Origin of the sequence: Pseudomonas sp. W5-01 (assembly GCF_046540435.1) — a bacterium.
GTDB classification, from domain to species: domain Bacteria; phylum Pseudomonadota; class Gammaproteobacteria; order Pseudomonadales; family Pseudomonadaceae; genus Aquipseudomonas; species Aquipseudomonas graminis_B.
On the sequence record NZ_JAXCIP010000009.1, the window covers coordinates 1 to 25,146 of the forward strand.

Annotated in this window: 21 protein-coding genes, 3 tRNA genes and 2 pseudogenes; 1 reads left to right on the top strand and 25 read right to left on the bottom strand. The window is 61.9% G+C overall.

Going from position 1 to position 25,146, the window contains the following annotated elements; genetic code table 11:
• Positions 1–496: pseudogene (locus tag SLW75_RS23345) on the top strand (threonine ammonia-lyase, biosynthetic); the annotation flags it as partial.
• Positions 497–718: 222 nt separating this feature from the next.
• Here SLW75_RS23345 and SLW75_RS23350 read toward each other — a convergent pair.
• The 25 genes and pseudogenes from SLW75_RS23350 to fabF all read right to left on the bottom strand — a co-directional run bounded on the left by SLW75_RS23350 (position 719) and on the right by fabF (position 25,138).
• A complete protein-coding gene (locus tag SLW75_RS23350; protein WP_410935580.1) occupies positions 719–1,606 on the bottom strand; it encodes a DUF2242 domain-containing protein in 888 nt (295 codons plus the stop codon).
• A gap of 261 nt (positions 1,607–1,867) precedes the next feature.
• Complete coding sequence (aroA, locus tag SLW75_RS23355; protein ID WP_410935581.1) at positions 1,868–3,133, bottom strand: 3-phosphoshikimate 1-carboxyvinyltransferase; 1,266 nt, start codon at positions 3,131–3,133, stop codon at positions 1,868–1,870.
• A 196-nt stretch (positions 3,134–3,329) separates the two neighbouring features.
• Positions 3,330–3,406 (bottom strand) — tRNA-Asp (locus SLW75_RS23360).
• A gap of 122 nt (positions 3,407–3,528) precedes the next feature.
• Positions 3,529–3,605 (bottom strand) — tRNA-Asp (locus tag SLW75_RS23365).
• A 74-nt stretch (positions 3,606–3,679) separates the two neighbouring features.
• Positions 3,680–3,755 (bottom strand) — tRNA-Val (locus SLW75_RS23370).
• A gap of 162 nt (positions 3,756–3,917) precedes the next feature.
• Positions 3,918–5,129, bottom strand: a complete 1,212-nt coding sequence (locus tag SLW75_RS23375) for an O-succinylhomoserine sulfhydrylase (protein WP_065986404.1) — start codon at positions 5,127–5,129, stop codon at positions 3,918–3,920.
• Positions 5,130–5,150: 21 nt separating this feature from the next.
• A complete protein-coding gene (gene purF / locus SLW75_RS23380) occupies positions 5,151–6,659 on the bottom strand; it encodes an amidophosphoribosyltransferase (protein ID WP_065986403.1) in 1,509 nt (502 codons plus the stop codon).
• A 12-nt stretch (positions 6,660–6,671) separates the two neighbouring features.
• A complete protein-coding gene (locus SLW75_RS23385) occupies positions 6,672–7,259 on the bottom strand; it encodes a CvpA family protein (RefSeq protein ID WP_065986402.1) in 588 nt (195 codons plus the stop codon).
• 320 nt (positions 7,260–7,579) lie between these two features.
• Positions 7,580–8,284 carry an SPOR domain-containing protein gene (locus SLW75_RS23390; RefSeq protein WP_065986401.1) on the bottom strand — a complete coding sequence of 235 codons (705 nt, stop codon included), beginning with the start codon at positions 8,282–8,284 and terminating at the stop codon, positions 7,580–7,582.
• Positions 8,268–9,574 (bottom strand): annotated as a pseudogene (gene folC, locus SLW75_RS23395) (bifunctional tetrahydrofolate synthase/dihydrofolate synthase). The gene SLW75_RS23390 and the pseudogene folC overlap by 17 nt, the downstream one beginning before the upstream one ends.
• Positions 9,571–10,491: an acetyl-CoA carboxylase, carboxyltransferase subunit beta gene (accD, locus tag SLW75_RS23400; RefSeq protein WP_065986414.1), complete on the bottom strand. Its 921-nt coding sequence runs from the start codon at positions 10,489–10,491 to the stop codon at positions 9,571–9,573. The pseudogene folC and the gene accD overlap by 4 nt, the downstream one beginning before the upstream one ends.
• Before the next feature lie 284 nt (positions 10,492–10,775).
• Positions 10,776–11,396, bottom strand: coding sequence for a phosphoribosylanthranilate isomerase (locus tag SLW75_RS23405; protein WP_192136084.1), 621 nt, complete (start codon positions 11,394–11,396; stop codon positions 10,776–10,778).
• 59 nt (positions 11,397–11,455) lie between these two features.
• Positions 11,456–12,280 (bottom strand): tRNA pseudouridine(38-40) synthase TruA, encoded by an 825-nt coding sequence (gene truA / locus SLW75_RS23410; RefSeq protein ID WP_065986413.1) that lies wholly within the window; start codon positions 12,278–12,280, stop codon positions 11,456–11,458.
• Between the two features lie 209 nt (positions 12,281–12,489).
• Positions 12,490–15,306: a FimV/HubP family polar landmark protein gene (locus SLW75_RS23415; RefSeq protein ID WP_410935582.1), complete on the bottom strand. Its 2,817-nt coding sequence runs from the start codon at positions 15,304–15,306 to the stop codon at positions 12,490–12,492.
• A 116-nt stretch (positions 15,307–15,422) separates the two neighbouring features.
• Positions 15,423–16,433 carry an aspartate-semialdehyde dehydrogenase gene (locus tag SLW75_RS23420; protein WP_410935583.1) on the bottom strand — a complete coding sequence of 337 codons (1,011 nt, stop codon included), beginning with the start codon at positions 16,431–16,433 and terminating at the stop codon, positions 15,423–15,425.
• Between the two features lie 97 nt (positions 16,434–16,530).
• Positions 16,531–17,094, bottom strand: a complete 564-nt coding sequence (locus tag SLW75_RS23425; RefSeq protein WP_410935584.1) for a DUF1285 domain-containing protein — start codon at positions 17,092–17,094, stop codon at positions 16,531–16,533.
• Positions 17,095–17,104: 10 nt separating this feature from the next.
• Entirely contained in the window at positions 17,105–17,710 is a 606-nt protein-coding gene (locus SLW75_RS23430) for a DUF4823 domain-containing protein (protein WP_065986396.1), read from the bottom strand.
• A gap of 117 nt (positions 17,711–17,827) precedes the next feature.
• Entirely contained in the window at positions 17,828–18,502 is a 675-nt protein-coding gene (locus tag SLW75_RS23435) for a TetR/AcrR family transcriptional regulator (protein ID WP_296313386.1), read from the bottom strand.
• Positions 18,503–18,968: 466 nt separating this feature from the next.
• Positions 18,969–19,754 carry a TatD family hydrolase gene (locus SLW75_RS23440; protein ID WP_065986394.1) on the bottom strand — a complete coding sequence of 262 codons (786 nt, stop codon included), beginning with the start codon at positions 19,752–19,754 and terminating at the stop codon, positions 18,969–18,971.
• 15 nt (positions 19,755–19,769) lie between these two features.
• A complete protein-coding gene (locus SLW75_RS23445; protein WP_065986393.1) occupies positions 19,770–20,126 on the bottom strand; it encodes a PilZ domain-containing protein in 357 nt (118 codons plus the stop codon).
• Positions 20,127–20,169: 43 nt separating this feature from the next.
• Positions 20,170–21,156, bottom strand: coding sequence for a DNA polymerase III subunit delta' (locus tag SLW75_RS23450; protein ID WP_410935585.1), 987 nt, complete (start codon positions 21,154–21,156; stop codon positions 20,170–20,172).
• Positions 21,149–21,793 carry a dTMP kinase gene (gene tmk / locus SLW75_RS23455; protein WP_192136068.1) on the bottom strand — a complete coding sequence of 215 codons (645 nt, stop codon included), beginning with the start codon at positions 21,791–21,793 and terminating at the stop codon, positions 21,149–21,151. Before tmk ends, SLW75_RS23450 begins: the two co-directional genes overlap by 8 nt.
• Positions 21,794–21,836: 43 nt before the next feature.
• On the bottom strand, positions 21,837–23,075 hold the full coding sequence (gene mltG, locus SLW75_RS23460) for an endolytic transglycosylase MltG (RefSeq protein WP_410935586.1): 1,239 nt from the start codon (positions 23,073–23,075) through the stop codon (positions 21,837–21,839).
• 3 nt (positions 23,076–23,078) lie between these two features.
• Positions 23,079–23,897 (bottom strand): aminodeoxychorismate lyase, encoded by an 819-nt coding sequence (pabC, locus tag SLW75_RS23465; RefSeq protein ID WP_410928708.1) that lies wholly within the window; start codon positions 23,895–23,897, stop codon positions 23,079–23,081.
• Positions 23,894–25,138: a beta-ketoacyl-ACP synthase II gene (gene fabF, locus SLW75_RS23470; RefSeq protein ID WP_065993132.1), complete on the bottom strand. Its 1,245-nt coding sequence runs from the start codon at positions 25,136–25,138 to the stop codon at positions 23,894–23,896. Before fabF ends, pabC begins: the two co-directional genes overlap by 4 nt.
• Positions 25,139–25,146 lie beyond the last annotated feature (8 nt).

Consider the following 25,146-nt stretch of genomic DNA (forward strand, 5'->3'; position numbering starts at 1 on the left):
GGGCAGCTTCAAGGCCTTCTGCGAGGCCATCGGCAAGCGGCAGATCACCGAATTCAACTACCGCTACCACACCGACCGCGAGGCGCACATCTTCGTCGGCGTGCAGACCCATCCCGACACGGATCCGCGCAAGGCCTTGATCGCCAGCCTGACCGAGCAGGGTTTCCCGGTGCTGGACCTGACCGACAACGAACTGGCCAAGCTGCACCTGCGGCACATGGTCGGCGGGCATTCGGAGCGGGTCAGCGATGAAGTGGTACTGCGCTTTGAATTCCCCGAGCGGCCGGGTGCGCTGTTCAACTTCCTGAACAAGCTGGGCGGCAAATGGAATATTTCGATGTTCCACTACCGCAACCACGGTGCGGCGGATGGCCGAGTGGTGGCGGGGTTAGTGGTGCCGGAGGATGAGCGGCATCTGGTGCCCCAGGCGCTGGCGGAGATTGGTTATCCGTATTGGGACGAGACCAGGAATCCGGCGTACAAACTGTTTTTTGGGGTGATGCGGCTACGAATGACACCGAAGATCTGCAGGCCCAGCGCACCCTTGTGGGAGCGAGCTTGCTCGCGAAGAGTTCAGTACAGCCATTAAATCTCCAGTGGCCGAAATGCCCTCTTCGTGAGCAAGGTGGAGCGCCACCCCGGTCACTCCCACAGCTTTTGCGTTTGCTGCACGTGCGATGTCAGCACGCGGGACCTCTGCTGGGAATTAGCAGATGACTCACTGCGCCGGCGTTGATTCTACCGCTGGCGCAGCGCTCGGCTCGGTGGTCGTTGCCGGCGCAGGCGCTGTGGCAGGCGCGGCCTCGGCAGGCGCCGCTGTTTCGGTTTTCAACGGTTCCGCCTCGGCAGGCGCAGGCATCGGTTCGCTGCTCTGCTCGGCAGCGGCCGCAGGTGGGGTCGCAGGGGTCGCCAGTGGCGCTGGTGCGACGGGCGTAGTGGGTGCAGGCGTGGCAGGCGCCGCTGCAGCAGGTGCAGCGGCCGGCTTTTGCTCCGTCAACGCCGCCGGCTTGCCTGGCACCGGCTCAGGCATGCCCAGATCGGTTTTAGGCTTCTCTTCAATGTGTGCAGCCTTCTTCAGTTCGGGCGGCAGGAAATTTTCCACCAGCGCGAAGAAGCGATCATAGAACTTGGGCGACGCCACGGTTTCACTGGCGACCTTGACCATCGAGTCGTCGGTCGAACCAATCGGCATCGAGACCGAGCCCAGCACGCCGACCCCCAGGCTGGCGGAGTTATTGACCTTCTTCAACGCATAGCGATCCTGCAGCGCATTGGCGAACATCGTGGTCCGTTTATCAGCACTGCCGTCCGGCGCACACACCACGTTGAAGCTGATCTCCATGTGGGTTTCGCCGGTTTGCTGAAAGCTCTTATGGCCGCTGATCACTTTGGGATCGCTGCTGGTAATGATGTAGCCCTGACTCAACAGCGCCCTTCGGGCCGCTTCGCAGGTGGCGGCATCCGAGACCGGGTAGCTGCGGGAGAATGTCCCGGCATCGTCGAAATTCTCATGCTCATAGACCGTCGGTTTCTTCGACGAGCAGCCTGCGGCAGCCAGCAGGGTGATGACCCAGCATGCGGTACGAAAGCTCAGTAATTTAGGCATCAAACATCCTGGGGCAATTGGTCGACTGAAAGTGGACCGGAGAAAACGCCGGTAAGTCTGCAACAAGCCTGCCACGGGATCAACGCAGAGTTTGCAACCGTGTGGATACATCAAAACGGCAACCGTGAACGGGGCCTGTACGCGTGGGCCTGTCAGGGCAGCGCAGGTTGCGCTGATCAGACTGCAGCGGGGTCGGAAAAGTCGCCCCACCGGGCGTGGCGTCCATCAGTCGACGGCTGCAGGCCCGGCATGCCCTGCGCCTCAGACCTCGCCGTGCACCAGTTTCACCCCGAGGAACTCCAGCGCCCGCCAATAGCCGGGGTAGGTTTTGCCAACGCACTCCGGATCCTGAATCCGCACCCCTGCCACCTTCAGACCGGCCAGCGCGAAACACATGGCAATGCGGTGGTCGGAATGGGTATTGATCAGCGCGTGACTGCTGGTGCCCGCCAGACTCGGATCAGCGGCAACCAACAGATCGTCGCCCTCTACCGAGGCCAGCCCGGCCCGAACCTGATTCAGGCCATCGTGCAGCGCCTGTACGCGATCGCATTCCTTGACGCGCAGGTTGGCCAGGTCAACGAAGCGCACAGGCGTCTCGTTGAAGGCCGCCAGCACCGCCAGCGTAGGAATCGCGTCCTGCATCTGTGAGCCGTTTATGACCGCAGGCATCTTCGGAAACTGCGCGATCACTTCCATGGCCTTGGCGTCTGGCTGAGTGAACGCCTCCCCCGCCACGCCCAAGTCGATCTTGCCGCCGGTCAGCGCCTCGGCAGCCCACAAATAGGTTGCGGCCGAGGCGTCGGGCTCGATCTGATAATCGCAGGCGGTGTAACCCGTCGGTGCAACGCGCCACAACGCGTCATCCAGCACCTCGACCTCGGCACCGAACGCGCGCATGCAGGCGATGGTCAAGTCGATGTAACCGCGCGCGCCGATTTCCTTGCCGGTCAGCGCCACTTCAATCGGTGCATCGCCACAGGCCGCCACCATCAACAGCGCGGAGACGTACTGACTGGACAGGCCGCCGTCGATTTCGAAGCGAGTGGCGGTAATCGAACCCGTCCCGCGCACCACGACCGGAGGGCAACCGGTGGCGCTTTCCGCGTTCAGGCCGCCTTTGCGTAGCGCCTCAAGCAACGGGCCGATCGGGCGCTTCTGCATGTAGTGATCGCCGTCCAGCGTGACGCTGCCATTCACCGTGCCGACCGCCGCTGTCAGGAACCGCACCGCCGTGCCGGCATTGCCGAGGAACAGCGCGTCCTGGGGGACTTCAAGTTGCCCACTGCTGGTGACGACGAAGCTGGTGTCGTCCGGCTCTTCGATGGTCACGCCCATTTGCCGCAGGGCGTTGGACATATGGCGGGTGTCGTCGCTTTTCAGCGCGCCACGCAGGTGGCTGGTGCCCTTGGCGAGTGCAGCCAGAAGCAGCGCGCGGTTGGTGATGGACTTCGAGCCGGGCGGCGACACATGGCCCGTCAGCGGTACGCCCGGCGGGATGACAGTGATGGTTTGGTTCATGCCCATGGTCCAGCTCTCCAAATTCGAAATCAGGCACCGCACAGCGCCGCGCTAACAGCCGGCGATCATGGCATTTATCGCCGAGTTCTGCAGCATCCAGCGCGACAGGCGAAGCGTTCGCCAAATCGCAGGCACAAAAAAAGCGATCCTGGGATCGCTTTTTCTGTTGCTTCAAGGCGTTCAAGGGCCTCGAAGCGATGTATGGCGCAGCGGACGGGACTCGAACCCGCGACCCCCGGCGTGACAGGCCGGTATTCTAACCGACTGAACTACCGCTGCTTGTCGCACAGACTTTCATCTGCTTAACGCTGTTGAAACCGACCCTTGGGCCTGCTTCGTAAAACACTGAATGAAAACCTAGGCTTTCAATCTCGAACCGGGAAGACCCGATTCGGAAAATATGGCGCAGCGGACGGGACTCGAACCCGCGACCCCCGGCGTGACAGGCCGGTATTCTAACCGACTGAACTACCGCTGCGCATTGCGTGGACTTTCGTCCTGCTGAATCTCAGTATCCTTCAGCGTCTGGTGTTGCTGTGAAACACTCAACGATGGTGGGTGATGACGGGATCGAACCGCCGACCCTCTGCTTGTAAGGCAGATGCTCTCCCGGCTGAGCTAATCACCCTTGCTTCGCTGAGGCCGCGAAATTTACGCAGGTGATGAACCTAAGTCAATAGCCTGCTTGAAGTTTTTTTAAAAAGAGCCATTTTTCGCAGCAAGCACGAAGCTGCACATCGCAAACAAAAAAGCGAGCCCCAGGGCTCGCTTTCGTGTTCGGACACCCTGCTTACAAGGCAGCCAGACCCCGTGCGAGATCCGCTTGCAGGTCTGCGACGTCCTCCAGCCCTACCGCGACGCGGATCAGACTGTCACGAATGCCGGCCGCCTCACGCTCTTGCGGAGACAGCCGACCGTGGGAGGTGGTGCTCGGATGAGTAATAGTGGTCTTGGTATCGCCCAGGTTCGCGGTGATCGAGATCAATCGCGTGGCATCAATGAAACGCCATGCGCCGTCCTTGCCACCCTTCACCTCAAAACTCACCACCGCGCCGAACGCCGTCTGTTGACGCTTGGCCAATGCATGTTGCGGGTGACTCTCGAGACCGGAGTAATGCACCTTCTCGATGCCCTCCTGCTGTTCGAGCCACTGCGCCAGTTCCAGAGCGCTCTGGCAATGGGCACGCATGCGGATTTTCAGGGTTTCGAGCCCCTTGAGGAACAGCCAGGCGTTGAACGGGCTCAGGCTCGGGCCAGCAGTGCGCAGGAAGCCGACGACTTCTTTCATCAGCTCGCTACGACCGACCACCACGCCACCCATGGCGCGGCCTTGTCCGTCGATGAACTTGGTCGCCGAGTGCACGACCACGTCCGCCCCCATGCGCAGCGGTTGCTGCAGGGCCGGAGTGCAGAAGCAGTTATCGACCACCAGCAGCGTGCCCTTGGCGTGGGCGATTTCCGCCAGCCCGTTGATGTCGACCAGCTCCGCCAACGGGTTGGAAGGCGATTCGACAAACAGCATTTTGGTGTTCGGCTTGATCGCCGCGTCCCAGCCGGACAATTCGGCGAGGGGGACGTAATCGACCTCCACCCCGAAGCGTTTGAAATACTTTTCAAACAGGCTGATGGTCGAGCCGAACACGCTCTTCGACACCAGCACGTGGTCGCCGGCGCTGCAGAAGCTCATCACCGTGGCGAGGATGGCGGACATGCCCGTGGAGGTCGCCACCGCCTGCTCGCCGCCTTCCAGCGCGGCCATGCGCTCTTCGAACGAGGCCACGGTCGGGTTGGTGTAGCGCGAATAGACGTTGCCGGGGATCTCACCGGCGAAGGTCGCGGCCGCCTCGGCTGCCGTGCGGAACACGTAGCTGGACGTGAAAAACAGTGGATCGCTGTGCTCGCGTTCCGGCGTGCGGTGCTGACCGGCACGTACCGCGAGGGTGTCGAAACCGACGCCCTCGAGATCGCTGTCCAGTCGACCGGCATCCCATTCCTGAGTCATGCCGCCTGCTCCTTGTCTGGATTAATTATTGTACAGATCGATGATCGCGCTCACCGCCTGAGTCTTGACCTTGGAGGCGTCGTTGCGCGCCTGCTCGATCTTGTTCAGGTAGTGCTCGTCGATGTCACCGGTCACGTACTTGCCGTCGAAGACCGAACAGTCGAAGTTGTCGATCTTGATCTTTTTGCTGCCACTCACCGCCTCGATCAGGTCATTCAAGTCCTGATAGACCAGCCAGTCGGCACCGATGAGGTCGGCCACGTCCTGGGTGGAACGGTTGTGAGCGATCAGCTCGTGGGCACTCGGCATGTCGATGCCGTAGACGTTGGGGAAGCGCACAGCCGGGGCCGCGGAACAGAAATACACGTTCTTGGCGCCGGCTTCGCGGGCCATCTGGATGATCTGCTTGCACGTAGTGCCGCGAACGATGGAGTCATCCACCAGCATCACGTTCTTGCCACGGAATTCCAGCTCGATCGCGTTGAGCTTCTGGCGCACGGATTTCTTCCGCGCGGCCTGGCCCGGCATGATGAACGTGCGGCCGATGTAGCGGTTCTTGACGAAGCCTTCGCGGAATTTCACTCCCAGGTGGTTCGCCAGCTCCAGCGCCGCCGTACGGCTGGTGTCCGGAATCGGGATGACCACGTCGATGTCGTGATCAGGACGCTCGCGCAGGATCTTGTCGGCCAGCTTCTCGCCCATGCGCAGACGCGCCTTGTAGACCGAGATGCCGTCGATGATTGAATCAGGACGCGCCAGGTAGACGTGCTCGAAAATGCACGGGGCGTATTTCGGGTTGGTGGCGCACTGGCGGGTGTGCAGCTTGCCGTCTTCGGTGATGTACACCGCTTCGCCCGGGGCGAGGTCACGAATCAGGGTGAAGCCGAGCACGTCCAGGGAAACGCTTTCGGACGCGATCATGTACTCGACGCCTTCGTCGGTGTGACGCTGACCGAAGACGATCGGGCGGATGGCATCCGGGTCGCGGAAGCCGACAATGCCGTAACCGGTGATCATCGCCACGACCGCATAACCACCACGGCAACGCTTATGCACGTCAGTGACGGCCGCGAAGATGTCTTCTTCGGTCGGTTGCAACTTGCCGCGCACGGCCAGCTCGTGGGCGAACACGTTGAGCAGCACTTCGGAATCGGAATTGGTGTTGACGTGGCGCAGGTCGGATTCGTAAATCTCCTTGGCCAGTTGCTCGACGTTGGTCAGGTTGCCGTTATGCGCCAGGGTGATGCCGTAAGGCGAGTTGACGTAGAACGGCTGGGCTTCGGCCGACGTCGAGCTGCCCGCCGTTGGGTAACGTACGTGACCAATGCCCATGTGCCCGACCAGGCGCTGCATATGGCGCTGGTGGAACACGTCACGAACCAGACCGTTGTCCTTGCGTAGAAACAACCGGCCGTCATGGCTGGTCACGATACCGGCAGCGTCCTGGCCGCGGTGCTGGAGGACGGTGAGCGCGTCATAAAGCGCCTGATTGACGTTCGACTTGCCGACGATACCGACGATGCCACACATGCGACACAACCCCTACTTAGTGGAACTGGATTTACCGAGCACTTCCGGCGGCGTTGTAGGCGGCAGGAGGTGATCCTTGAACGGGATGTCAACAGGTACGCTGACTCCGCTGGCTAGCCACTTGCTGGACATCCCGAGAATCAGGTTTTTCGACCAGTCAGCGACCATGACAAATTGCGGGAGCAGCCTCGACTGCTGCCACCATTGATCCTGTTGCACCGGGCCCAGGCTCAACAGCCCGACCGCAACGACAACCAGCAAGGCTCCGCGCGCCGCGCCGAAGACCATGCCCAGAAAACGATCGGTCCCGGACAGCCCGGTGACGCGAATCAGTTCTCCAATCAGAAAGTTGACCATGGCGCCGACCAGCAGTGTGGCGACGAAAAGAATGGTGCAGCCCGCAATCACGCGCGCCGAAGGTGCTTCGATGTAGTTGACCAGATACTGGGCCAACGATCCGCCAAACATCCAGGCGACGGCACCTGCGATGATCCACGTCAGCAAGGACAATGCTTCTTTGACGAAGCCGCGCTTGAGACTGATCAAAGCGGAGATGGCGACAATTGCAATGATCGCCCAGTCAACCGGAGTAAATGACACGTCGCAGCCTACAGACTGATAAGGCGGCGGATTTTAGCAGAGCACTCGCCTGCCGGTAAGCAGCGATTGCGGATGAAGGGCATTTAAGGCGAACTATTGGACTTTGTTGGGGATCGGCCGGGGTTAAACCCGAAATCGATGGCGTCAGATCGGGCTCCTTCCCGGCTGAAGCCGGTCCTACAACGGCACCGCGGACATTTCGTAGGACCGGCTTTAGCCGGGAAGGCGTCAGTTGCCACACTGCGAGATGGAGAGTGACTGATCCGCGCCCTTCCCGGCTGAAGCCGGTCCTACGGAGGGAAGGCGTCGGCCGGGGACGCTTACTTACGCTCCGGCTGGAAACGCACAACGATGCCTTTGATCTTCTGCTGTTTTTCCAGCGTGTCACGCAGACGATCAGCTTCGACGCGTTCGATCACCGGGCCGACGAAGACGCGGTTCACGCCATCTGAGGTGCGGATGTAGGCGTTGTAGCCCTGAGTGCGCAACGTCTTCTGCAGATTGTCGGCATTGGCGCGGTTGGAAAGGCTCGCCAGCTGTACCGCCCAGGTGACCGACAAACCATTGGCATCGACCCGGCTGGTCTCGGCTGCCGGTGTGACAGGCGCTGCCGCTTGAGCGGGTGCCGGCGTCGGTGCCGGAGCAGGCTTCGCGGGCGCGGTCTGAACGGGTTTCGGCGCAGCAGCCACAGGCTTGGAAGGCGCAGGGGCAATGGGCATGGACGGCGGCTGTTGACTGGTGCGCTGCTGAACGGGCTGGGCAGGACGCGCGGACTGAGCAGGCTGCGTCAGCTCGTCATCGCTTGGCACCGGCTCCTGCGGCAATGGCTGCTGTTCAGGCACGCTGACGGGTTCGACCTTGATCTGCGAGGTGGCCGGCGCTTGCGGCGCGGCAGGCGCATCGACCTGAACACGGCGGGCTTCGTCCTGACGCGAAAACAGCATCGGCAGAAAAATCACCGCGATGGCAATCAGCACCAATGCCCCAACCATCCGCTGTTTGTACGCTTTATCCAGCAAAGCCATGTGTCACTTCCTCCGTGACGCGCCAGCAAGCCATTCCAGGGCTTCGGCTACGCAGTAAAAAGACCCGAACAGAACAATCTCGTCGTCGGCTGTCGCGTGGGCGCACTGAGCTTCAAGTGCCAGCGCGATACTCGGGTGAGACGTCACGCGAGCGCCAAGGTTCTGCAACGCCTGTTCGATCTCTTGCGCCGGACGGCTGCGCGGCGTTGGCAGCGGTGCGAGGGCCCAACTGCTGAACGTCTCGCTCAGTTCCGCCAGAACGCCCGGCAGGTCCTTGTCACTGAGCAAACCGAACACCGCCAGACGCTTGCCCGCCACCGGTCGCTGATTCAGGCGCTGGGCGAGAAACGTTGCTGCATGGGGGTTGTGGCCCACGTCCAGCAGCAGGCTTAGGGATTTCCCCTGCCAGTCGATGCTGCGACGGTCAAGGCGACCGGTGACGCGCGTATTGACGAGCGCATCGCGAAGGGTCGACTCATCCCACGGCAAATCCAGCAGCAGGTAGGCCTGCAGCGCCAGCGCGGCGTTCTGCATGGGGAGGTCGAGTAACGGCAGCGAATGCAGTTCGATTGTGCGGCCCTGTGCATCAGTGCCCGACCAGTCCCACCCCGTCGCGTTGATCTGCAGATTGAAATCGCGACCGCGCAGCGACAGCGGGCAATGCAGTGCCTGCGCTTTGTCGAGCAACGGCTGCGGCGGATCAAGATCGCCACACAGTGCAGGCCGTCCCTCACGGAATATCCCGGCCTTCTCGAATGCCACGGTCTCACGGGTATTGCCGAGGAATTCCGCGTGGTCAACGCCAATGCTGGTGACCAGCGCCATGTCGGCGTCGATCAGATTGACCGTATCAAGCCGCCCGCCGAGACCGACTTCCAGCACGACCGCATCCAGCCCGGCCTGCTCGAACAGCCAGAAGGCTGCCAGCGTGCCCATTTCGAAATAGGTCAGGGAAATGTCGCCGCGGCCGCGCTCGACCACCTCGAACGCCGCGCACAGCGCGGCGTCGGTGGCTTCGACGCCCTGCACCTGCACACGCTCGTTGTAGCGCAGCAGGTGCGGCGAGCTGTAAACGCCGACTTTCAGGCCCTGGGCCTGCAACAAGGAAGCAACGAATGCGCAGGTCGAGCCTTTGCCGTTGGTGCCGGTGACCGTGATCACTCTGGGCGCCGGCCGGGTCAGGCCCATCTGAGCTGCCACCTGCTGCGAACGCTCCAATCCCATATCGATGGCCGACGGGTGCAGGTGTTCCAGATAGCTGAGCCAGTCGCTCAACGAGCGTGCGGTCATAGGTTCGCCGGAACAGGCGGTACAACGATCGGCTCAACTGTCGGCGCCACGAATTTCGGCGTCGGCAGCCCCATCATCTGGGCCAATACGTTACCGAGACGCTGACGCAGTTCCTGACGGTGAATGATCATGTCGATCGCGCCGTGGTCGAGCAGGAATTCGCTGCGCTGGAAACCTTCCGGCAGCTTTTCGCGCACGGTCTGCTCAATGACGCGAGGGCCGGCGAAGCCGATCAGGGCTTTTGGCTCGGCGACAATGATGTCGCCCAGCATCGCGAGGCTGGCAGAAACACCGCCGTAGACCGGGTCGGTCAGCACGGAGATAAACGGCAGGCCCTCTTCACGAAGACGCGCCAGAACGGCCGAGGTTTTGGCCATCTGCATCAGCGAGATCAAGGCTTCCTGCATGCGCGCACCGCCGGATGCGGCGAAGCAGATCATCGGGCAGCGGTTTTCCAGCGCGTAGTTGGCAGCTTGCACGAAGCGCTCACCCACCACCGCCCCCATCGAACCGCCCATGAAGGAGAACTCGAATGCGCTGCACACCACCGGCATGCCCAGCAGGGTGCCGCTCATGGAAATCAGCGCGTCCTTTTCACCGGTCTGCTTCTGTGCCGCGACGAGGCGATCCTTGTACTTCTTGCCGTCGCGGAATTTCAGACGGTCCACCGGCTCCAGATCAACGCCGATCTCCTGACGGCCTTCGGCGTCCAGGAAGATATTCAGACGGGCGCGGGCGCCGATGCGCATGTGGTGGTTGCACTTCGGGCAGACGTCCAGGGTCTTTTCCAGCTCCGGGCGATACAGCACCGCTTCGCAGGACGGGCATTTGTGCCACAGACCTTCGGGCACCGAGCTCTTCTTGACCTCGGAACGCATGATCGAAGGGATCAGTTTGTCTACCAACCAGTTGCTCATGCTTTCTTTCTCCAGTACCGATGGCTCGAACGCGATGGCAATAGGTGCCATGCGCATGCCCTTAAACCAATGTCATGTAAGGTGCCGCGAAATGCCGTACAACGATCGGCGCGAAGCCTGACCTGCCGAGACAACACTCGCAAACACCCCTCTCAACTTCCAGCACGAGACGCAAGACGTCTTCGCTCAATCAATTCGGCCACGCGCATCAGCGGATGGCAGGCTAGTGGACGGCGACCGTTGGTCCGCCGTCACATCCCAGCCGATGTTGCCGGGCAAACGCCCTAGGCGCCGTGTACTGCACTCATGAACGCACGGATCTTGTCGTGATCCTTCAGGCCTTTGGATTTCTCCACCCCGCCACTCACGTCCACGGCGTAGGGATGCACCTGCGCAATGGCCTGGGAAACGTTGGCCGAGGTCAGCCCGCCGGCGAGGATCACCGGCTTGCTCAAATGTTTTGGAATCAGCGCCCAGTCGAAGGTTTCCCCCGTCCCGCCCGGAATGCCGGCGACATAGGTGTCGAGGAGGATGCCGCAAGCGTTGGCGTAAGCATCGCAAGTGGCCGCGATGTCGTCGCCGGCCTGGACCCGCAGCGCTTTGATGTACGGGCGGCTATAGCCTTCGCACTGCTCCGGGGTTTCATCGCCGTGAAACTGAATGAGGTCGAGGGGAACGACGTCGAGCAGGGCTTTCAAGTCAGCGCGCTCTGCATTCACGAACAGGCCGACAGTGCTGACGAACGGCGGCAGCGCGGCAACGATTGCCTGGGCCTGCTCGACCGTCACGAAGCGCGGACTTGGGGGGTAAAACACCAGCCCGATGGCATCGGCTCCCGCGTCAACGGCGGCCAACGCGTCTTCTATGCAGGTAATCCCGCAGATCTTGCTGCGAACGGCTGACATGTAGTGGAGACCTCAAGCCTTGCGAAAGTCACGGATGGTAGCAAATGCAGTCACCCGCGTCAGCCGTCCAGTTCCGTGAAGCCGGTGAGAAAATGCGGGCCGATGTAGCGATCCGGTAACGGGAACTCGTCGCGGTATTCCACCTGAACCAGATACAGGCCGAAAGGATGAGCCGTCACGCCGCCGGTGCGTCGGACCCGACTTTCCAGCACCTCCCTCGCCCACTCGATTGGCCGCTCCCCTGCCCCGATGGTCATCAGCACACCGGCAATGTTGCGCACCATGTGATGCAGAAAGGCATTGGCGCGGACATCAATGACGATCATCTTGCCGTGGCGGGTGACGCGCAAATGATGAAGCTGCTTGATCGGCGATTTGGCCTGGCATTGACCGGCACGGAACGCGCTGAAATCGTGGGTGCCGACCAGATACTCGGCCGCCAGCGCCATGCGTTCGGCATCCAGCGGGCGATGGTTCCAGGTGATTTCCTGGCCCAGGTGCGCCGGACGGATCTGATCGTTGTAGATCACATAGCGATAACGTCGGGCGATGGCCTTGAAGCGCGCGTGAAAATGCGCGGGCATGACCTTGGCCCAAGTCACGCTGATGTCATGGGGCAGATTGATATTGGCGCCCATGGTCCAGGCTTTCATGCTGCGCTCGGCCTGAGTATCGAAGTGCACCACCTGACCGCACGCGTGCACACCGGCATCGGTGCGCCCTGCGCACATCAGCGACACCGGCGAATCGGCAACTTTCGACAGGGCGTTTTCCAGCGTTTCCTGGACGGTCAGCACACCGGTCAACTGGCGCTGCCAGCCGCTGTAGCGCGAGCCCTTGTATTCCACGCCCAGGGCGATTCTGGAAAAACCTTCGGCCGCCAGTTCGGCTGCCGCTGTTTCTGCCTCGGTGTCTGTAGTTGCCAAGAGCTTAAAGCCTGTCGATGTGCGCAAGGGCGGCCATTATACGGATCGAAAAAAAAGACGCCATCGGCAGCGCTGGTGAACCCGCACGCACGCGAAAAGCCGAAGGGCCCGACCCGGAAACGCAAACGACCGCCGAAGCGGTCGTTTTTTTGCAGCGGTGTATACCGTCAGACGAGGCGCGACAGCATGTCCCGCGCCTCCGTCTTCTGGCCATCGTCACCTTCGGCCACCACCTCATCAAGAATGTCGCGAGCGCCGTCGGCGTCACCCATCTCGATGTATGCCCGGGCCAGGTCCAGCTTGGTGGCCGCTTCATCGGTACCGGACAGGAAATCGAATTCCGGCTCGTCATCCGCCAGCAGCGCATCGTCTTCCGTGAAACGAGGCGACGCGTCCGCCGGCTTGTCCAACGCGGTGTCGAACGGCTTTGCAATCGGCGGCTGTTCCAGGCTCTGGGAGAGACGGTCCAGCTCGGCATTCACGTCGTCGATCTCGGACGCAAATGCCTCGGACGCTTGCTCGGTCTCCATCTCGTCCGCCAGGGAGAGGTCGAAATCGGCAGGCAACTCAATGTCGTCTTCCGGCCCCGGCTTGTCGGCGCCCAACGATGCAGGCTGTTCGAACGGGGGCAGATCACGCAGATCGTCCTCCATCCCCAGCAAATAATCGTCTTCGGCCTTCAACGCCGGCTGATCTTCCGCCAGGTTGAGGTCGAAATCGTCCAGGTCGGCGGGCTCAGCAGGGCCGGATGTCGCCTGTTGTTCGCGCAGAATCGCGTCGAAGTCCAGGTCATCAGACGCCGATCCGGCAAACGGCGCATCCAGGTCCAGATCGTCGAGGGCGGCGGTGTCCTGCGCCGCAGCGCGGGTCGGCGCAGCAGCAGGCGATTCGCTGTCCAGATCATCGAGGCTCAGGTCAAAGGCGTTGTCGAACTCTTCGTCCAAAGGCACTTCGGTCACTGTTTCTGCCACCGGAGCAGGCTGCGCCGCAACTTCAGCTTCGTCGTGAAGCAGGTCCTCGACGTATTTTGCGTCCATTTCAGCCGCCAAAGCCGCTGTGGCCGCCACCCCTGCTACCGCCGCAGCTGCTGCTGCCATGGACGGATAGCGGGATTTCAGCTCTTCGACTTCAGCGTGGTTCTTTCCCGTGGCCACCAGTTGCCGCTCCTGCGCGACAAACCCGGATTTGTTGTCCTGCTCGGCATACACCTCCATGAGCTTGAGGCGCAGATCGCTGCGCTGCGGCTCATGCTTGATGGCCTCTTCAAGAACGGCAGCAGCCTGATTGCTCCGGCCGTAGGCGATGTGGATTTCGGCCTGAACGAGCGCGTCAGCCGGGTGCTCGCGGACCGGCTCGGCTACGGTCGGCGCCGGCGGCGTCTTTGCGTTGGGCACCGGCGCCTCCAGGCCTTCAAAGCTGCTGGCAGGTATATCCATGTCGGACGCGAAGTCCGACTCTTCGGCCAACGCACGCGCCATCTGGCGATGCCGTTCGGCTTCGATCAGCGCATTGCGTCGGCGAGCCATCAGCAACAGAAGCAGCAGCAAGACCAACAGCGCGCCGCCACCGATCAGGCCCATGAGCATCGGGCTGGCGAGGATCTTGTCGAGGGCGCTGCGGTTGTCTTCATCGACCACCGGCTCAGTCGGTACGATCAGCGCTTGATCAGGCGTTGCACTGGTCACCGCCGCCCCGTCAACCGGCAATGCGTCTTCGGGCGCGATTTCGTCAGGTGCCTTCCCGGCAACATCAGGCGCCGCTGCATTCGGCACCACCTGGGCCTGCATCGCCGGGTTGGCGGCGTTGTTGGGGTTGGTCACGCTGTTGGGGCTGACAGCGGGATTGGCAGGATTGGCGGCATCAATGGGCGGCGGAACCGCTGCGCCGGACGCCTGCATTTTCGCCAGTTGGTCATTCTTCAGCTGAATCAGGCGCTGCAGTTTGTCGACCTGGCTTTGCAGATCAGTCATGCGGCTCTTCAGCTCGGCATTGTCCCGACGCGTGGTGTCCAGGCTTTCCTGAGTAGTCGCCAGCTGGTTGCTGATGTCGGCGTTGTCGCTGGCTTTGCCTTTCGCTCCAGCCTTGTTGGCAGAGACGAGGCTGAGGTTGTCCTTGGCGTCGATCTGTGACGGCGCCGCGCCCGCACGGTCGCGACGGGTGGCATCGACCTGACGCGCGCCGCTCGGCAGGCGTCGGCCTTCGCGCCAGGCACGATTCTGCTCGGCCACCTCGGCCACCGCGCGAGGCTGAGCCAGCGCCGTTGACTCCTGCGGCGACGGCAGACGCAACACCTGGCCTTTTTTCAGGCGGTTGATGTTGCCGGCAATAAACGCATCAGGGTTCAACGCCTGAATCGCCAGCATGGTCTGTTGCACAGTGCCGCCATTTTTCACCCGCGCGGCAATTTCCCACAGCGTGTCGTTATTGGCGGTGGTGTATTGGGTGAACTTGGGTTCCGGGGCAGGCGCTGGAGTTGGCGTCGAAGGTGCAGCGGCTGGCGTCTCGGCGGCAGGTGCCGGGGCAGGTGCGACGCTCGGTGCGGTCGACGGCAATTGCGCGGCGGCCGCAGCTGCCTGTGGCGAGAATTTTGGCGGGTCCAGCAACAGGCTGTACTCGCGCAGCGCCCGGCCGTTGGGCCAGAGCACTTGAACGAGGAATTTTACGTAGGGATCGCGGATAGGCTTGGTGGAGGTAATGCGCAACACACTCTTGCCGCCGGGATTGACGACCGGGGTAAAGGTCAGGTCATCCAGAATCGCCACCCGGCCAACGCCGGCCTGAGCGAACTCCGCAGAGGTCGCCAGACTCGGCACCACCTGGGAGGCATTGAGGTCCTGCACTTCTGTCAGCTCGATTTCGGCCAACAACGGCTGATTCAGGGTCGACTTCACGGTCAGACCGCCGAGGCCGAGCGCTTGTGCCATTCCCGATGACAGCGCCGAAGCCGCAGCGATTGCTAAAACGAGTTTACGAACCTGAACCATAGCCCATCCCTTGTTTGAAATTTCCCCGGCAATCGCGAAGATAATGCCTGCTCGGGTGTAAGGAGTATCGACACGCCGCAGCTAGAATGATTCTTCGAATTGTGGGCAAGTATCTTTTACGCAACATCTTTTATCAACAACTCAGCCACCTGCACAGCGTTCAACGCTGCGCCCTTGCGCACATTGTCCAGCGTGACCCAGAAATTCAGCTCACAACCGTCGTCGACGCCCCCGCGTAAACGTCCTACATAAACAGCATCCTGTCCTACGGCGTCGCCCACCGGCGTCGGGTAATCGCCGGCCTCAACCAGCTCGATGCCCTCGGCCGTTTCGAGCGCGGCGTTGACCGCCTTGATGTCGACCGGTTCGCGGGTCTGCACCGACACGCTCAGGCTGTCGCCGAAGAACACCGGCACATGGATGCAACTCACACCGACCTTGATTAAAGGCAGCGAGAGCAACTCGCGCAACTCGCTGACCAAACGTTTTTCCAATGGCACATGACCCTCGGCGTCAGGCTTGCCCACTTGGGCCAGCACGTTGAACGCCATCTGCCGGTCAAACACCTTCGGCTCCAGCGGGCGAACATTGAGCAGCTCGGCGGTCTGCCGAGCCAGTTCGGTGACCCCTTCTCGGCCCATGCTCGACACCGCCAGGCACGCCGTCACGGTGATCCGCTCGAGGTTCAGCAGTGCGCGCAACGGCGTCAGCACCAGCGCGAGGGCGGCTGCGCTGGAACTCGGGCATGCCACCTGCTGCGGCTTGGCCAGATCAGCCAGGCGGGGGCCATTGACCTCGGGCACTACATTGGGTGCCTGCTCCACGGACAATCCGGCGGACAGGTCGATCACCACACACCCGGCGGCGGTGGCGCGCTCGGCATAGCTGCGGGTGACCGTGGCGCCTGCTGCAAAGAACGCGATCTTCGCCTTGCTGAAATCAAAGGCGTCAACTTCACGCACGCGGACGTTCTTGCCACGGTACGGCACCGAGCTGCCGGCCGATTCGGCGCTGGCGAGCAGGTGCAAATCGCCAACCGGGAAGTCGCGCTCTTCGAGAATCTGGACGATGGTTTCGCCGACAGTACCGGTGGCGCCGATCACGGCGATATCAAAGGACTGACTCATGGAAAAACCTCAGGAAAAATCGGGGGGCGGCACTTTAACTGCCCTGTGGTAGTCAGGCAATTGGGCGCAAGCGGATAGCCAGTTCGACAGGGACCGATCAGGGCTCGAGACCGATGGGGAAAAATTCGCCACCGCTCCACACCCCCAGCCAGCGCTGGCCGTCGATTTTCCGCACCACAGCCAGGTCAACCAGCTGATAGAAGACATTACGGTGGATCAGCGCTTCGAGGTTGTTGCGCACACGGATATAGGGAGCTGGCTCCTGGGTCTGCGGATCGAGGTCGATACGCAGCGGATGTTCAGCCCCCGCCTCTGCCACGTCTTCGACATTGGTGGTGAACCGCAACAACTGCGACTCCCCACTGCCTTCAACGTCCAGCAGCACCGCCACAAAAGGCGCGTCGTCGACCTTGATGCCAACCTTCTCGACTGGGGTAATCAGGAAATAATCGTCGCCGTCACGGCGAATGATGGTGGAAAACAGCCGAACCATCGGCTTGCGACCAATGGGCGTGCCCAGATAGAACCAGGTGCCATCGCGGGCAATGCGCATGTCGATGTCACCGCAGAAATCCGGGTTCCACAAGTGCACAGGCGGCAAACCCTTGCCGCTCCTGGCAATCTGGGCCAACAGATCGTTGGCTTTGTCCTGCCCACTCATACGCCACTCCTCAGCGGGCTTCGACGCCCAGCAAACCCCGAGCGTAAGCTTCCATCGGGGGTCCTAGCAAATCCTCGGGCTTGGTGTCGTACAAAGTCAGCAGGCCACCACGGAGGTGAATGCGGGCCGAATCGATAAGGTAGCGGGTGTTGGTTTCGATCAGCATCAGCTGTATGACGCCGTTGTCGATGCCAAGACGGTCCACTGCTTCCTGATCCGACCACTCGTCAAACGTGCCGATGCGGTCATCAGCCTTGGCAAAACGGGTGTACAGCAGATAATGCGCGCCGGCAGCCCGAGCCTCGGTCATCGCGTCATCCAGACCTTCCGGGGCGCGGGCGCGGCGGACCATCGGGAAGTATTCGATAAAACCGTTGAAGGCTTCTTCAGCCACGACATTGGGACGCGGGTAGGCGCTGCCCGGGGGAGCAAAGGCGCCTTGGGCGATATAGATGAACGAGTCAGGTTGCACGCGAAAGTTGTTCAACCGGCGGGTCGAACTGTGATCCAGCAGCCCGGCGTCACTGAGTTCATCGTGAGCGCCTTGTGCCAGATCGCTGACGTGCATGCAGCCACTCAACGCCAGTAGAGCCAGCAGTAAAACCAGGCTACGCATGTTTATCTCCAAAGTCCGGCGACGGAAAACCGGCGAATGGCCGGTTAATGCAGCTTTTGCGCCATGTCGGACCTGGAGAAGGCTTAGCTCGCGGAATCGGGTTTACGTGGCTTCGCTTTACTCAGCAGCGGGGTCGGGCTGAGCGCCGGGTTTGGTCTCGTGCCCATGATCGAGATCACGCTTGCGTTTGTTGCCCATGCGCACACCGATGTCCATCAGGAACTGGAAGAAACCTTCCTGATCTTCAAGGACATTGCTCCAGAACGGCGAGTGGTACAGCGCCACCGCGCCGTGCACCAGCGCCCAGGCGGCGCAGTAATGGAAGTACGGAGGGACGTCTTCGAGCTTGCCTTCGGAAATCCGTCCCTTGATCAGCAAGGTCAGGTGTTCGAAGTTCGAAGCGCGGATCTTGTGCAGCTCCTCGACCAGCTCCGGCACCTGATTGCCTTTTACGACTTTCTCTTCCAGGCGGTCGAACAGGCGATAGCGCTGGGGGTCGCGCATACGGAATTCAAAGTAGGCGCGGGACAGCGCTTCTTTGTCCTTGTCGACATCCGCCGAATGCAGCAGCTCGTTCAAATCCCGCTCGTAGTCGAGCATAAGGCGCAGATAAATCTCGGCCTTGGATTTGAAATGCTTGTAGATGGTGCCTTTGCCGATACCCACGGCGTCCGCGATCATCTCGACGGTGACGCTGTCTTCGCCCTGTTCGAGGAAAAGCTTGAGCGCGGTGTCGAGGATCTCCTGCTCACGGCGGCGAAACTCACGGACTTTACGAGGTTCTTTCTGCATAGGAGGGGACTGTGGATTCGGGAATCGGAAGCGGCACATTATGCCTATCCCGCAGCAGAATGCACGGATCATCCGACCTGTATCCGTTTTCTGACGGATTTAGCCGCCAGTACGCTAAAACGAAACGCAAAGTGCCCCACCAGTCTCTTTTTTGGCGGGATGGCCTGAGTGGTCAGAAACTCGGGACATCAGTGGGATTGCGGTATCAGCAGCGCGTCAGGTATTCCAAAACTGTTTAAAAATCGTACAGCGGTCGGCTGGACGCCTGCGGATTATAGCCAATACTTATATTCGCCAACGCAGCATCTCCCCCAAGTGCCAGCGTTGGTAAGGACACCAATGGATAGCGTGTCTTTGTTTTACTCCTAATGGTCTTAACCCGGATTCACCCCCCAGAACCCGGGTTTTTTTTGCCCGCGATTTGCGCAGCGCTCGGGGCCTGGCAAGCGGCGCTGTACACGGGGGATCAGCTTTTAACGCGCGCCAGCGGGAACAGCCGCTTGAAGTTTTCGCTGGTCTGCTCGGCGAAACGCTCGTACGTCTCGCCACGGAGCATTGCCAGAAACTCGGCCACTTCACGCACGTATTGCGGCAGGTTGGGCTTGCCCCGATACGGGATCGGCGCCAGGTACGGCGAGTCGGTCTCGACCAGCAGCCGGTCGGCGGGCACCTTGCTGGCGACGTCCCGGAGCGCGTCGGCGTTGCGGAAGGTAACGATACCGGACAGCGAGATATAGAACCCCAGATCCAGCGCGGCTTTGGCCATGTCCCAGTCTTCGGTGAAGCAATGCAACACGCCGGCCTGAGGCAACGCGGCCTCACGCAGCAGTGCCAGCGTGTCGGCCCGCGCGCCGCGGGTGTGGACGATCACCGGCTTGCCGGTCACGTTGGCCGCCTGCAAATGAAGCCGGAACGAGGCCTGTTGCAACTCGGCAGCCTCGGGTTCGTAGTGATAATCCAGACCGGTTTCGCCGATGGCCACGACGCGAGGATGATTCAGCTCGCCGAGCAGCCACTCCAGCGCAGGCGCCTCGCCGGGCTTGAGGTCCAGCGGGTGAATGCCGACCGAGCAGTCGACGTCGTCGTAGCGGTCAGCCAGCGCTTTCACGGCACCGGCATTCTCGGCGCTGACGCCGATGCACAAAAAATGCCCGACGCCCCGCTCTCTCGCCGCCTGCAAGGCGTTGTCGAGGGAGCCGTCGTGGGCGCTGAGGTCGAGGCGGTCAAGGTGGCAATGGGAATCTACAAGCATGGCGGCGGGGGCAACTTACATCGTATGGGTAGGACGGTCGGATTTCAGGGCTCCGGCCAGGTAGTTTTCAATCATGTTGCGTGCGGTGTTGTCGCCGTCGTTGAACTGCACCCCAACGCCTGCGGCGCGGTTGCCCTGAGCGCCCTTCGGCGTGATCCAGGTGACCTTGCCCGCGACCGGAATCTTTTCAGGCTCGTCCATCAGGTTGAGCAACATGAACACTTCATCGCCCAGCTTGTAGCTTTTGCTGGTGGGAATGAACAGGCCGCCGTTCTTGATGAATGGCATGTATGCGGCGTACAGGACGGACTTGTCCTTGATGGTCAGGGACAGGATGCCGTTACGCGGACCTGGACTCGGTGGCACGCTCATCTCGTTTCCTCAGGCAATGCATGATGCCATGCAGAGGGCCAGTCTAACCTTGTCCGGTCAGGCCTGCCCACTGCACCAATAACGCTTCGAGCAACAGAACCCGGTTCAGGTTCGCTTTTGACATGACCTTCTGGCGCTGCAGCAGCACCCAGTCCTGAATCGCCAGCACATTGCGCTGGGACGATTTCTGCGCCAGATACTGCACAACCTTGCGCATGTCGGTCAGGCCCAGGCCCTCTTCGTCCTGGGTCAGTTGATAGCGCAGGATCAGGCTCGACCAGTCGCAGAACCAGTCAAACAGCAACAACAGCGGTATGTCTTTCCAGCCTTCGGCCAGCTGGGTCGGCGACTGCTGGCCCTTGAGCAGCTTTTTAACGCCTTCCACCACCAGCGCCCGTTGCTCATGAACGCCCTGGCCGTGCAGCTTGACCGCGACCAACGGCGAACCTGCTGCGAGGGTCAGCAGATCGACACGCTCCTGCTCGTCGCAATCTGGCAGTGCATCGGCCAGCCAGGCGATGCTCATGGCGTCGCTGGGCAGCGGACACGCCTGTTGCACGCAGCGGCTGTTGACCGTGGGCAGCAGCCGGCTCGGCTGATGGCTGACCAGCAACAGAATGGTGTTGCCCGAAGGCTCTTCCAGACTTTTCAGCAGAGCGTTGGCGGCGTTGATGTTCATCGCCTCGACCGGCTCGATCAGCACCACCTTGCGCCCGCCCATCTGCGCGGTCTGCACCACGAAGCTGACCAGGTCGCGCACCTGATCGACCTTGATCGCCTTGTCGGCCTCTTCAGGCTCCAGCACGTAATGATCGGGGTGACTGCCGGCTGCCAGCAGCGAGCAGGATTTGCATTGGCCGCACGCCTCAAGGCCTGTCGGGTGCTGGCACAACAGCAGGTACATCAAACGCTCGGCCAGCGCCCGCTTGCCGATGCCGGCCGGGCCGTGGAGCAGGTAGGCGTGAGCATGTTGCTTGCGGCCTGCCAGTTGCTGCCACAGGCCGTGCTGCCAGGGATAAGCCTCAGCCATGCCGGCGAGCCGCCAGCAGAGCAATCAGTTCGGGAACCAGCCCATCAAGGGACGACTGGACTTCGGTCAGCGGCAGCGCCGCGTCCACCAGGCGATAACGCTCGGGGGCCGCGGCGGCGCGCGACAGGTAGGTGCTGCGCACGGCATCGAAGAACGCTCGGCCCTCCTGCTCGAAACGGTCCAGTTGACCACGGGCGGATGCGCGGGCCAGGCCTATCTCGATGGGCAGATCGAACACCAGGGTCAGATCCGGACGCAGCGCGCCCTGGACAAAATCTTCCAGCACGGCGATGCGCTCGATGGGCAGGCCTCGGCCGCCCCCCTGATACGCGTACGTGGCATCGGTGAATCGGTCGCAAAGCACCACGGCACCCCGCGCCAGCGCCGGGCGAATCAGGCCAGCGAGGTGTTGCGCACGGGCGGCGAACATCAGCAGCAGCTCGGTATCCACAAACATCTGCTCGTCGCCGGGCGTCAACAGCAGCTCGCGAATGCGCTCGGCCAATGGCGTACCGCCGGGCTCGCGGGTCAGGACCACATCAATGCCTTCACTGCGCAGGCGCTCGGCCAGGTACTCGCGGTTGGTGCTTTTGCCCGCGCCTTCGGGGCCTTCCAGGGTAATAAACAAACCGGTCACGGGCAGTCCTTGGTGAGATTCATGGCGAGTGTGCTCGCGGTTGTCATTGGCCGGGGTCACTGGCCGGTGTCGACGGAGCCTCAGCGTCAGCCTGCGGCTTCGGCGGTTGCTCGCTCGCGCCCGGCTCTGCGTCCCTGGGTTCTGCCGCTTTGGATTCTGTTGGCTGCACATCACCAGGTTTCGGATCTGTGGGCTGCTGCTCGGACGCGGGCTTATCGACGGCGTCCACGGGCAGCGCCGGTGCAGCGACAGGCGCCGGGCTGGAGCGGTAGTCCGCGCGACGCTTGAGCTGGAACGCCTTCACCGCCGCGTTGTGCGCATCCAGATCGGCGGAGAACACGTGACTGCCGTCCCCTCTCGCCACGAAGTACAGGCTGTTGCCGGCCACCGGGTGCATCGCCGCATGGATCGCTTCACGCCCGACCATGGAGATCGGCGTTGGCGGCAAGCCGGAGATGACATAGGTGTTATACGGCGTAGGCTCCTTCAGCAACGCCCGGGTGATCTTGCCGTTGTACCGGTCGCCGAGGCCATAAATGACGGTCGGATCGGTCTGCAGCAACATGCCCTGCTGCAAGCGACGCACGAACACACCGGCAATCTGGCCGCGTTCCTGGGGCACACCGGTTTCCTTTTCCACCAGCGACGCCATGATCAGAGCCTGGTAAGGATCGGAGTACGGCACATCGGCAGCACGCTTCTCCCATTCCTCCTTAAGCACTTCATCCAGGCGGCTGTAGGCTTGTTTCAGCAACTCGACGTCGGTCATGCCGCGCACGTAGCGATAGGTGTCCGGGAAAAACCGGCCTTCGGGAAAGACGTCCGGATGCCCCAGCTTCGCCATAAGCTCCGGATCGCTGAGATCGCTCGCCGTTTGCTCCAGCTTGACCTGTTTAGCCAGCGCCGCGCGCACCTGACGGAAAGTCCAGCCCTCCACCAGGGTGACGCTGTACTGAACCACTTCGCCTTTTTGCCAGAGATCGAGCAGTGACTCGGCGTTCATGCCTGGCGCCATACGGTATTCGCCACTGTGCAGCGACTGCCCTTGCAGATTGAAGCGCCAGTAAAGCCGCAGCCAGAATGCATCCTTGATGACGCCGTCGGCCTGCAGCCGATTCAGCACGCCGGTGGGCGAAGAGCCCGAGGGCACATCCAGCAGTTTTTCCTGGGTCAGATTGAGGGGCTGCTGCAGCGCGCTGTTCTGCTCCCAATAAGCCAGTCCCAGCAATAGCCCTGCCAGAACCACACCTGTTTCCAGCAAGACGAGTAATTTTCGGATCACGAATCAGATATCCAGAAGCCCGCGAACAAGGTGTTGGAGTTTACGGGTCAGCGGCCCAACCGGCCAGTTCAGATGCTCGACGCCGCGCACCGGCCAGATGCCGTACACGCTGTTGCAGACAAACACCTCATCGGCCTTTTGCAGGTCGGACATCTGCAGCTCCAGCTCGCGGGCCGGCATGTTCTCGCGCTCCGCCAGCGCCAGAATCTCGGCCCGCATCACACCGGCCACGCCACAGCGGCGCAGGTCCGGCGTCAGCAACACCCCGCCCTTGACCATAAACAGATTGCTGTAGACCGCCTCGACGATCCGCCCCGACACGTCCCGCATCAGCCCTTCAGCGTACTCGGCACCTTGCCATTCCCCACGGGCCAGCACTTGCTCAAGGCGATTGAGGTGCTTGAGCCCGGCCAGCAGCGGCTGTTCGGCGAGACGGGTCTGACAGGCGAACAGTTTGACGCCCTGCTCTGCATGGGCCTCGGGATACACCGGCAGCGCACTTGCCTGGAGGATGCGTCTCGGCTGTGCGTCCGCAGCGGGTGCATAGCCACGTACGCCGTCGCCACGGGTGACGATGAGTTTCATCACGCCTTCACCCAATTGAGCGGCGAAGCGGCAGCACTCCTCCTCGACCAATGCCAGATCGAGGTTCAACGCCAGGCGCTGAGCACCCAGTGCCAGACGCTGCAAATGACGCTGGAAGAGCAATGGCTGTCCGGCCTTTACAAGGACAGTCTCGAAGAGACCATCGCCGTACGCCAACCCCCGGTCCTTGACGGCCAGGGAGTCAGCTGAAAGGCCATCGATCCAGCTCACGGTCATTCGGCGTACCGGCGGAAGACCAGCGAGCCGTTGGTGCCACCGAAGCCGAAGGAGTTGGAGATCACCACGTCGATCGGCATTTTCCGCGGTTCGTGGGGAACGAAGTCCAGGTCGCACCCTTCATCAGGCTCATCGAGGTTGATCGTCGGTGGCGCGACCTGATCCTTGATCGCCAGCACACTGAAAATCGCTTCGATGGCCCCGGCGGCGCCCAACAGGTGGCCTGTCATCGACTTGGTCGAACTGACAGCCAGTTTGTAGGCGTGCTCGCCGAATACCTTCTTGATGGCACTGACTTCGGCCAGATCGCCCGCAGGCGTGGAGGTGCCATGGGCGTTGATGTATTGCACGTCCTCGGGACGAATCTTGGCATCGCGCAGCGCGTTGGTGATGCAGCGCGCGGCACCGGCGCCGTCATCCGGCGGCGAGGTCATGTGAAACGCATCGCCGCTCATGCCAAAGCCGATCAGCTCGGCGTAGATGGTCGCGCCACGCGCTTTGGCGTGCTCGAGCTCTTCGAGGACCATTGCGCCAGCACCGTTGGACAGCACGAAGCCGTCGCGGCCCTTGTCCCAGGGACGGCTGGCGCGCGCCGGCTCATCGTTGCGGGTAGACAGCGCGCGCGAGGCGCCGAAGCCGCCCATGCCCAGGCCGCAGGCCGCCATTTCAGCGCCGCCGGCGATCATCACATCGGCTTCGTCGTACGCGATGTTGCGCGCGGCCATGCCGATGCAGTGCGTGCTCGTGGTGCAGGCGGTGGCGATGGCGTAGTTGGGGCCCTGTGCGCCGAGGTGGATCGACAGGAACCCGGAAATCATGTTGATGATCGACCCCGGTACGAAGAACGGGGAGATCTTGCCCGGCCCCTGCTCATGCATCAGCCGGCTGGTGTTCTCGATGTTGGTGAGGCCCCCGATGCCTGATCCCATCGCCACGCCGACGCGCTCGCGATTGGTGTCGTCGATCTTGATACCGGAGTTGCGCACGGCCTGAAAGCTGGCAGCCAGCCCGTACTGAATGAACAGATCGAGTCTGCGGGCCTCTTTGGCCGACAGGTATTCCTCGACATTGAATCCCTTGACCGAACCGCCAAAGCGGGTGGTGTATTGGGACAGGTCCGTGTGTTCGATAGGCCCAATGCCACTCTGGCCAGCCAGAATGCCTTGCCAGGTGCTCGGCACATCCGTGCCCAAAGGCGTCAGCATACCCATACCGGTGACCACGACGCGTCTACGCGACACAGGACTCT